Genomic DNA, 9,464 nt, shown 5'->3' with positions numbered 1-9,464 from the left:
TCTCGATGAACTCGAAGAGGTTTTATACCAACGTTGCCGAAAGTTACTGACCCAGAGGGCATTGATTCGAGACTTGACCCGTTTTCATTGGTGGCGTGAAATCGCGGCTATACTTTGATTGATTCTCCGGACTTGATATTAGACTCCTTAGATGTTTCGTTTCTTTGTACAATCAACTTTATGTTGCTCTAGTGGGAAATATCAAGACTAAGAACCTATCTTCATGGAATCTTCATCAAATTCACTCGATCTCTTCATCGAATTTTCACAAAATTCTTCATAAAAGTTTACAAGGAACTGAATTGATGTCATAAGTAATGCTGAGAGGCTAACGGCTCTGCCGACACCACGAGTTCTATAATATGAGTTCCGGATACGCTGAAACCCTGATTCTATTTAAGGATTGTCTAGTTTGCTGGTAATGGATAAGCCTTCAACAATGATAGATGGGGTATAACAAGAGCCATTCCATTCACGATCGCCGCCCAACTCTATTACATTTCGCAGACAGTGATAGATATTTCCCGCTACCATTGTGTCCTTCACTCGACCTACAATTTCTCCATTCCGAACTCGATAACCCAAATCTACATTAATCGAAAAGTCTCCGGAAATTCCTCCTCCTGTGCCTAAAATTTGATCCACAATTAGAGCATCTGGTAGGGAGGCAATTAAGTCTTGTAGGGTCTGTTTTTCACCAGAGGAAACAATCAGATTATACAGAGAGGGGGTGGGATAACTGCCTAAGCTTGGTCGAAACCCATTGCCGGTGGTTCCGGTTCCCAACTGGCGACCTGTGGTGCGATCGCACAAGAAATGTTTCACCACCCCATTTTCGACAAAGATTAGGGGTTGGGTTGGCTCTCCTTCATCATCAAATGGACAGCTATAGGGCCCCATTTGAGGGTCTTGGGAGAGGGTAAGCTGGGATGAGATCGCCTGTTCTCCGAGTTTTTCGACCCAAGGGGACGATCCTTCAAAGACTTGCTTACCATTCAGAGCAGCGCTAAGAGTTTCCCAGAGTAAATCTGCTGCTTTGGCTGTAAACAGAATTGGGACGCGCCTCTGTGGGGCGGCAACATTGCGTTCACAGGCTTTAATGTGGTCTTGGATTCTAGAAACTATGGCTTCTAAATTGAGGGTATCCCGTTGCACCTGTCCATCACTAATGCTGCAAAAATCATCACTACGTACCCATTCGACCGTGAGATAACCACTGAGGGTGGTATCCGTATAACTACAATCGAGACCTTGAGAGTTGAGCAGGCGGGTGCTTTCCGCTTCAGTATCGAGTTCCGCACTACACAGGATATCACCGTAGTTTTCTCGCAAGCGGGCGATCGCATCTTCTCCCCAGTCTAAGAGTTGCTTGCTCTCTACCCAAGTACCCAGATCGGGATAAACCTGTTTACGTCCAGGGGTTAACTCCACATATTTCGATGGCTCTTGCAGTTTGGAAAGGGCGATCGCCTTTTCAACTAGCTGTTCTGGTGCAATTGAACCATGGGATACAGCCAATCCCGGTTGACCCTTTTTCCATAAGCGTAGAGCAACCCCTTCACTGTGGTGAGTGAGGACACTTTTTAGGCGGTTCGCTTCAAAGAGAATGGGAATTGAATGGGATTTAGATAAAAAGACTTCTGCTGCTTCTGCACCATTTCGGGCGGCTAAATCTAATAACTGCTCACCATAATCATCCCAAGAGGCTTCAGACGGATCGAGAATGGAGGGGGAGCTAGATGCCGAAAGTAAACTTTCCGCGATGCGATCGCCCCTTGAACTGCGATCCTCTTGATCGGTTAACTGTTGATTCTCTGTGCGATCGTTCACGCTCCGTTCTCACCCTCCCTAGGATTGTGGCTGTAGATTCACTGTACCAAAAAAGGAGTCTATAAAAGCTACAATCCGCTCTGGAGTCCGATCGCGATCTCCCATTTCCTCCAGGGGTTGGCGATCGAAAAATGCCCTTAATCCGGATGGTTTTGTCGTCTTACCCCTACTAATTCTAGCTCTAGGCTTGTATTTCCATTCCACGTATTTTCCCGTAAGCTGTAGGCGATATCTAATCGAGAAGGGAGAGGAAAATAATCTTGCCAACGCCAGGCAATCGCCTTCAAAATCCGTTTCGATTTTTCCTGGGTCAAGGTCAGCTTAATATGTCCTTTGCCGACAATTTTTTGCTCCAAAATTCGGACATCTGGAGTCCAGAAGATGGGTAAATCATTTTCAATTCCACAGGGATGTAAGCGATCGATTTGCCCATATAAGTCCAAATCCAATTGACTAAAATCGGCTAACCCGTCAATCCGAATTAAGGGTTTTAGCCATTGGGGTTGTAAACACTGATGGGAAAAATCGCTCAGTTGAATTTTAAACGGTTCTAAATTTTGGCTCGGCAAAGAAAATCCGCCTGCCGCTTTATGTCCCCCATATTTCCCTAACAGAGCATCACAGTATTCTAATGCTTCAAAGACATGAAATTCAGGAATTCCGCGTGCCGAACCCCGAATACGATCCTCATCTTCATAGGTTCCTAGAAAAACGGGAACACCATAGCGCTCGACCAAACGAGAGGCGACAATTCCAATTACACCATGATGCCAACCGGGTTGAACTAAGACCAATACTCGGTCATCATAGAGCAGAATTTGTTCCGTTTGAATGATATCAATGGCTTCTTGGGTAATTTGTTCGCACAGCTCTTGACGACGGCGATTAATTTGCTCGCATTTCATCGCTTGTTCTAGGGCAATTCCGGGTTCATCGGTGGTTAATAGCTCGATGACAATTTGCGGATCGGATAAACGACCGATCGCATTAATCCTTGGCCCTAGACGAAACCCAATGTCTTCTGGTTTAAGGGATTTCTGGCGATCGCTCACTCCCGAAACCTGAATTAAAGCTTGCACTCCTGCCAGTTCTGAATGGGGTAAACGCCTCAGTCCCCGCTTTAACCAACGACGATTAACCCCAGTTAAGGGGGCAAGATCGGCGATCGTGCCTAATGTAAACAATTCTAAACAGAGGGGATAAATGGCTTTAGCTTGCCCCAACTCTTGTGCTAAAGTAATTGCCAAGATGTAAGCTACCCCAACTCCAGCCACTGAAGCGTAAGGGGATGTAGTTGGCAATAGTTTCGGATTTAAAATAGCGCTGGCTGGCGGTAATTGGCTTGGTAGTTCATGGTGATCGGTAATAATCACCGTTAAGCCTAATTCTACAGCCCTTGCAATGGGGTCATAAGCAGCAATTCCATTGTCTACCGTCAGGATAATCTCGACTCCTTCTTGATGAAAATCTTCTACAATCCGGCGATTAATCCCATACCCTTCACTCATGCGACTGGGAATGGCGTAATCGACTTGAGCACCCATATATTTTAAGCTGCGTAATAATAGGACGGTACTGGTCATGCCATCGGCATCATAATCTCCACAGATGGCAATTTTTTGCCCTTGGGCGATCGCCGCTTTCAGTAAAGCCACACTGTTTTCTAAATCGGGGAATTCCGCCAAGGGATGGGGCAATTGAAGCCGATCCGGATTCAAATATCCTTGGGCATCTGGGAGTGTTTGAATCCCCCGATTGAGTACAACTTGGGCAATTAACGGGGATAAATTCACCTGTTGGGCGAAACATTCAAGTTCTGGATCTGGCTCAAAAATCTGCCATCGTTGCTGAGGAAGTCGCGCCAGAGTTGCTAAACGTCGAGTTAGGCTTTTTTGGGGAGGTATTGGCGGAGAAAGAGAAAAATTTTGACTATCCATCAAACAGTTACGCCAGATTTATCTGGATTTAGCCTATCATATATAGTGGTTAGGGAATAGGGAATAGGTTTCAGTATTAAACCCTATCCTAACTGACTCTTTCTCTGCTATGGCAGGCAAGCGGTAATCTTACTACTACAGAGAATAAACAACCAATTTCTGGCGATCGCCAAAAAAATATCGGGTGGCATCAACCACCCGATCTCGACATATCCAATCCAAACCCGGATTTACGAATCGGCTTTTTGCCCCCCCGTTACCTGAGAGGTTAAACCGGAAATATCCTTGTAGAGTTCTTGGCGAGTTGAAGCTTTGAGCATATAGCGCCAAACAAACCAAGCGGTATAAATAATTCCCACCAGTTCAAAGAGGGGGGCAAGAGCAAAGCCCAGAAGGGGGATATGATTAACCGCATCTAATATCGCTAAGGTGAGATAAACAGAAATCAAAGCCGTGATCACCAAAGCTACGTTGATTAAGGGTTTTTGATAAGTAACAAAGAACTCACCGATATAGTCCGTTAACCGAGAGAGAATAGTCAGTACTTGATCGACGGTTTGTTGTCCGGAGGAAGAAGCCATAACGGGAGAGGAGGTAGGAGATTCGACTAACTCAGCTTTAGGCGTTGGAACAGGAGCTGATACCGGAGCTGGGCTAGGAGTCGAGGCTGGAGTCGGGGTTTTTTCAGGTTCTTTACTTTGCATAATGTTCTCAATCTCAATCAGATTAAAGGGTCTGGGTGAGGAGCGTTAAGTGGTCACTAACCAGATTAGCCTATTGCGCTAATGCTCAGACCTCCTTGAGACTAGAGCAGAGTTCGATCGTTGGCAAGAGGCAAGCCATAGCGAGTGGGCAATGGGCAAGAGGCAATAGGGAAAAATAAAGGTGCGTTAGCTTAGAGTAGCGCACCTGGGAAAGAATCTAGCACTTCTTAAACAGAAGTATAGAAATTATGGGGTTTATGGGGTAGTTTCTTCAGCAGTTTCAGTAGACTCAGGCGAGTTGTTGAGTCGTTCGAGTTGCTGTTGGCGGAATTTAGCGGCAGCATCATCTAAATTTTCTTGTTGGTCGATGCTGAATTGTTCGGGGTCTCTCAAATGATTTCCCCGCTGGAGATTGTGCATTAAGTCAAAGAATTGGCCATTACCTCCCTGGCTGGAGAACGCACTAGAACCCCCATCTTGGGTTTGGATATCTCCTAGGGGATCGAGGATAGTTTGGGCAGAACTGGCTTGAGCAAACAGAGTCAAGCTCAGGCCAGTGAGTAGGGTAAACAGGGTGTACTTTAAAGGTTTGATGGACATAGAACCTCCGGAAAATTGCGAACTAGGATAAACGACGACGCAGTAGGGGTTGAATTCCGAGGAGGGCGATCGCATCAACGCTCAAGAGTACCAGTAAACACCCTCCCAGAGAAATATCACCCCAGGGAGCAGCCATTACCATACTACCGAATCCCCAATCGGAATGAGTATAAAGATAGCGAATCGGCTCGATCGCATAACTGAGCGGATTTAAACTCGAAACAATTTGTAACCAGTGGGGCATAAAGGAGAGGGGGGCTAGGGCGCTACTGGCAAAGAGTAAGGGTAGGTTAACGACGAAAATCACGGCGATCAGTTCAATATGGCCGGGAAGGGCAAAGCTGAAGCCTAAACTGACTCCCGTTACTCCTAACACCAATAAGAGAATAATCAGGGTAATGAGTGCCAGTCCTGAGAATGTGGGAAATCCTGCGCCCAGAAAAATCCCAGCGACCATAATGACGGCGGTTTGAATCAGGGCTAGGGTGACAATATAGATAGCGCTAGCCAGGACAATGGAGTAGCGAGAGCTTAAGGGAGCGACTAACAGACGGTTGAGAAAGCCAAACTCGCGGTCAAACATGACGGGGAGTCCGGCATTGAGGGCCCCGGAAAAGGCAGTAAAGACAATTACGCCAGCGCCGAGGAATTGCCCATAGTTGAGGCGATCGCCTAAAAATCCTTCTGGAGCATTTTGAAACAGCGCTCCAAACAGGATTAACCACATCAGGGGCTGAATGACTCCAGCAACAAGGGTGGCTGGACGGCGCTGGAGCTGAATAAACAGGCGTTTGGTGAGAGCCAGAGTTTCTTGCACCAGTTCAGCAAACGAGAATTGAGAACGTTGTTTCAGGGTGCTGATATCCAGGTCAAGATTGGATTGAGGGGATGTGACAGTCATAGGTATCTTGGTTAAGAATCCACAGTTAGGAATGCACTTTGATTCGAGATTAACGCATATTTTGTTTTCGTTCTTTCTTCAAATCTCGTGTCCCGGCAGCGGCTAATTCGGCATCCAGGAGCGTCTGTCCCGTAGCGGCCAGGTAAACATCATCTAAACTGGGTCGAGATTGGGCAATACTAAATAAGGGGAGTCCTGCTTGATTCAAGGCGTGTTGCACGTTAATCAATACGGTGGATTCAGAGGTAGTCGGATTGGTGTTGACTACTAGATTTAAGGAATTGCCTTGAGCGCTGTTGATAATGACTTCTTGAACGTTCGGTAAGGCTTGCAAGAGGGTTTTGGCTTGTTCGGCTTCATCCGGGGGACAAAACTCCCGAATTCGTAGGGTGATGCGATCGCCTCCCACTTGCGTTTTCAGTACTGAAGGCGTTCCGCAGGCAATGACTTTACCTTGATCGATAATCGCGACGCGATCGGCTAAAATGTCCACTTCTTCTAAATAGTGGCTCGTAATCAGAACCGTGGTTCCTGAGTCTCTCAATTCCCGCAGAAAGTCCCACACCACCACTCGACTTTCAATATCTAAGCCGACTGTCGGTTCATCTAAGACTAATACCTTGGGTTGGTGCAACAGTCCAGCGGCCAAGTCTAGGCGTTTGCGAATCCCCCCTGAATAGGTTCCCGTTTTCTGATCGGCGTACTCTTGGATACCCAGCCGGTTAATCATTTCTTGGACGCGATCGCCAATTTCCTTCCCAGGAATATGATACAGAGCAGCTTGTAGGTTCAGTAATTCCCGACCGGTTAACACTTTATCCAGAGCCACTTCCTGAGCCACATAGCCTAACAATTGCCGAGTCGCTTTCGGATACTCCACCACAGAAATTCCTGCTACTTCCAGTTTGCCACTATCCGGAGTACTGAGGGTACATAAACAACGCAGAGTCGTGGTTTTTCCGGCTCCATTGGGCCCTAGCAAACCGAAAATTTCTCCGGCCTGAACGTCTAGGGATACATCTTTCACCGCATCAATGTTGCCATATCGTTTTTTGAGATTTTGAATCAGAATCGCTGGAGTCATGAGGTTTAAGGGAGTATATAGACCAGGGAAAAGTCACAGGAATAACCCCTCTAGAATACTATCTAGAGGGGAGAAAGGAGAGAGAGTCACTACTACCAAACTTGACACTTGCTGTCCACTAGCTAACAGCAAAGGAAATAAAGATAAGAAGTCCAACCAATACTGCGGCGATACTCCCCATAACTATATATTGGGTTTTTTGAGCTTGAGTTGGAGGTTCTGCTTGATATACTTTGGGTTCTTGGGCAAAGTTATTGAGACGGCCACCTTCTTCTGTGGTATATGGCATTTTATTAACTCCTGCGCTTGTTTATGATAACTATCTTAACATTTATTTACAAACTTGGCTAGGGTCGAGAGAAAATTTTTCTTCGAGAGTAGGAAGATCAGATCAGATCCCTAGAAATTTGCTCCATAGAACAGAGAAACGCTATATAATTCCCTAAATGACGTTTGGATTTCTCAACCTCAATAAACTCGCTGGTTACACGTCCCATGATTGTGTGGCACGGGTTCGTCGCTTATTACGCACCAAGCGAGTTGGCCATGGAGGAACCCTAGATCCTGCGGCGGTTGGGGTTCTACCTATTGCTGTAGGGAAAGCCACTCGTCTGTTGCAGTTTCTACCTCAAGATAAAGCGTATCAAGCCACAATTAAGTTTGGTCTACGGACAGAAACGGATGATTTAGAAGGAGAGGAGATCGAAAGTCAACCGGTTCCCGATCTGAGTTTAGAGTCGATTCAATTGGTTTTAAGCGAATTTCAGGGCAAGATTGAACAAATTCCTCCGATTTATAGCGCGATTCAGGTGGGAGGAAAGCGTTTGTATAAATTGGCTAGACAGGGGGAAGTCGTTCAAGTGCCAGCACGGACGGTGGAAGTGTACGATCTTCAGATTCTTGATTGGCGGCCGGGGGACTTTCCAGAGCTGGATGTGGAGATCGCCTGTGGCCCAGGAACCTATATTCGGGCGATTGCCCGCGACTTAGGTAATCGAGTGAACGCGGGGGCAACGTTAGCTCAGTTAACCCGCACCCAAAGCAGTGGATTTCGTTTAAGCCAGAGTCTGACTTTGGAGGAGTTGGAAACCCAAGTAGAGCAGCAAACCTTTACCCCCATTTCGGGTCATGTTGCCTTAAGTCATCTTCCAGAGTGCATTCTTTCCCCGTCCCAAGTGCGCTCCTGGTTCCATGGTCAACAATTGTCCATCCGTAATAAAACACTCTCCGGGACAGTAGTGCGCGTCAGTTCCCAAACGGGCGGGTTTCTCGGTATTGGAGAACTTGAGCAAACTGATTTACAGTGGGTTTTACATCCGAAAGTTGTTTTTTCTTAAATCAAGGAAATTGGTGTGCCCAGAATTCTGACCTTATTAACTGATTTTGGTCTTCAAGATCCTTATGTGGGGGTCATGAAAGGAGCGATCGCCCAAATTAATCCCCAGATCGCTGCGATCGATCTCACCCATGACTTACCTAGGCAAAATTTAGCGGCTGCTCGGTTTGCGCTGATGAATGCTTATCCCTATTTTCCCGATGATACGGTGCATGTTGCTGTCGTCGATCCGGGAGTGGGAGGAGATCGCCGGGCGATCGCCCTAGAACTTCCCCAAGGGTTTTTAGTCGGGCCAGATAATGGCATATTTAGCGGCATTCTCAGCCAATATCCCCTGATCAAAGCTGTCGAACTAACCAATCCTGACTATTGGCGATCGGCTAATCCTAGCACGACCTTCCACGGCCGGGATATTTTTGCTCCTGTAGGCGCTCATTTAGCCAATGGAGTGCCGATCAAGCAGTTGGGAGAGGCGATCGTCGATCCCCATACCCTAGTTAACCTTCCCCTTCCCTTCTATACCCAAGAGAAACCGTATATTCGAGGAGCAATCCAATCCATTGATCATTTTGGTAACCTAATTACCAATATTCCTGGAGAAGCCGTCAATGAGGTTCCTTGGTCGGTGATTTTAAATGAAGAAATTATTGTCGGCGCTCAAACCTATAGCGATCTACCCGTTGGTCAGGCGATCGCCCTCATCGGTAGTCATGGCTGGGTAGAAATTGCCGTTAATTGCGGTAATGCCGAAAAAGAGCTAAAGCTCACTTGGGGCGATCCAGTTCAATTACTGATCTACACCGAGTGAGCCGATGGGGTTGATTTGAGTTAGACGGGCTAGGAGGGATTCGAACCGACACTACTGAAGCAAGCTAACGCTATCTAATAGTCCACAACCCTTGCTCTACATATATTTCACGCACTGAATCTTGAAAAGGACAACAATCAGTAGAACGGGGGTTTAGGTTTCTGAAAGACCCCTATTTCTTAACCGATAGTGTCTTTCTCAAATCGGCTCACCCCATCGAAGCTTTGGGGTTAATCATGGGTTTGTGTTTACTGATTTATACCT

Annotated in this window: 9 protein-coding genes; 2 read left to right on the top strand and 7 right to left on the bottom strand. The window is 46.6% G+C overall.

The features are described 5' to 3' along the window. Window positions 1-396: 396 nt before the first annotated feature. The 7 genes from PN466_RS24510 to psb34 all read right to left on the bottom strand — a co-directional run bounded on the left by PN466_RS24510 (window position 397) and on the right by psb34 (window position 7,345). Complete coding sequence (locus PN466_RS24510; protein WP_271945020.1) at window positions 397-1,725, bottom strand: TldD/PmbA family protein; 1,329 nt, start codon at window positions 1,723-1,725, stop codon at window positions 397-399. Window positions 1,726-1,967: 242 nt separating this feature from the next. Next, on the bottom strand, window positions 1,968-3,767 hold the full coding sequence (gene recJ / locus PN466_RS24505) for a single-stranded-DNA-specific exonuclease RecJ (RefSeq protein WP_271945012.1): 1,800 nt from the start codon (window positions 3,765-3,767) through the stop codon (window positions 1,968-1,970). A gap of 230 nt (window positions 3,768-3,997) precedes the next feature. Continuing rightward, on the bottom strand, window positions 3,998-4,471 hold the full coding sequence (locus PN466_RS24500) for a CAAD domain-containing protein (RefSeq protein WP_271945010.1): 474 nt from the start codon (window positions 4,469-4,471) through the stop codon (window positions 3,998-4,000). Window positions 4,472-4,726: 255 nt separating this feature from the next. Further along, the gene (locus tag PN466_RS24495; RefSeq protein ID WP_271945007.1) at window positions 4,727-5,071 is read right to left on the bottom strand and encodes a hypothetical protein; all 345 of its coding nucleotides are present in this window, start codon (window positions 5,069-5,071) and stop codon (window positions 4,727-4,729) included. A gap of 22 nt (window positions 5,072-5,093) precedes the next feature. Beyond that, on the bottom strand, window positions 5,094-5,978 hold the full coding sequence (locus PN466_RS24490; protein ID WP_271945018.1) for an ABC transporter permease: 885 nt from the start codon (window positions 5,976-5,978) through the stop codon (window positions 5,094-5,096). Window positions 5,979-6,021: 43 nt separating this feature from the next. Then, window positions 6,022-7,056, bottom strand: a complete 1,035-nt coding sequence (locus PN466_RS24485) for an ABC transporter ATP-binding protein (RefSeq protein WP_271945004.1) — start codon at window positions 7,054-7,056, stop codon at window positions 6,022-6,024. Window positions 7,057-7,174: 118 nt separating this feature from the next. After that, the gene (gene psb34, locus PN466_RS24480; protein ID WP_271945001.1) at window positions 7,175-7,345 is read right to left on the bottom strand and encodes a photosystem II assembly protein Psb34; all 171 of its coding nucleotides are present in this window, start codon (window positions 7,343-7,345) and stop codon (window positions 7,175-7,177) included. Window positions 7,346-7,502: 157 nt separating this feature from the next. On the opposite strand from psb34, the gene truB reads away from it, so the two are divergent. Further along, on the top strand, window positions 7,503-8,393 hold the full coding sequence (gene truB, locus PN466_RS24475) for a tRNA pseudouridine(55) synthase TruB (protein ID WP_271944998.1): 891 nt from the start codon (window positions 7,503-7,505) through the stop codon (window positions 8,391-8,393). A gap of 15 nt (window positions 8,394-8,408) precedes the next feature. Then, a complete protein-coding gene (locus PN466_RS24470) occupies window positions 8,409-9,200 on the top strand; it encodes an SAM hydrolase/SAM-dependent halogenase family protein (protein WP_313898706.1) in 792 nt (263 codons plus the stop codon). Window positions 9,201-9,464: the final 264 nt, after the last annotated feature.

This window comes from Roseofilum reptotaenium CS-1145 (genome assembly GCF_028330985.1).
In the GTDB taxonomy this organism is placed as follows: domain Bacteria; phylum Cyanobacteriota; class Cyanobacteriia; order Cyanobacteriales; family Desertifilaceae; genus Roseofilum; species Roseofilum reptotaenium.
Note: the sequence above shows the minus strand (reverse complement) of the source record. Positions and strands in the feature narration are given on the sequence as shown.

Bases quoted from the DNA above. Each gene is read 5' to 3' on its own strand.
- recJ (WP_271945012.1), bottom strand. From the start codon at position 3,767: ATGGATAGTCAAAATTTTTCTCTTTCTCCGCCAATACCTCCCCAAAAA.
- PN466_RS24500 (WP_271945010.1), bottom strand. From the start codon at position 4,471: ATGCAAAGTAAAGAACCTGAAAAAACCCCGACTCCAGCCTCGACTCCT.
- PN466_RS24495 (WP_271945007.1), bottom strand. From the start codon at position 5,071: ATGTCCATCAAACCTTTAAAGTACACCCTGTTTACCCTACTCACTGGC.
- PN466_RS24485 (WP_271945004.1), bottom strand. From the start codon at position 7,056: ATGACTCCAGCGATTCTGATTCAAAATCTCAAAAAACGATATGGCAAC.
- psb34 (WP_271945001.1), bottom strand. From the start codon at position 7,345: ATGCCATATACCACAGAAGAAGGTGGCCGTCTCAATAACTTTGCCCAA.
- truB (WP_271944998.1), top strand. From the start codon at position 7,503: ATGACGTTTGGATTTCTCAACCTCAATAAACTCGCTGGTTACACGTCC.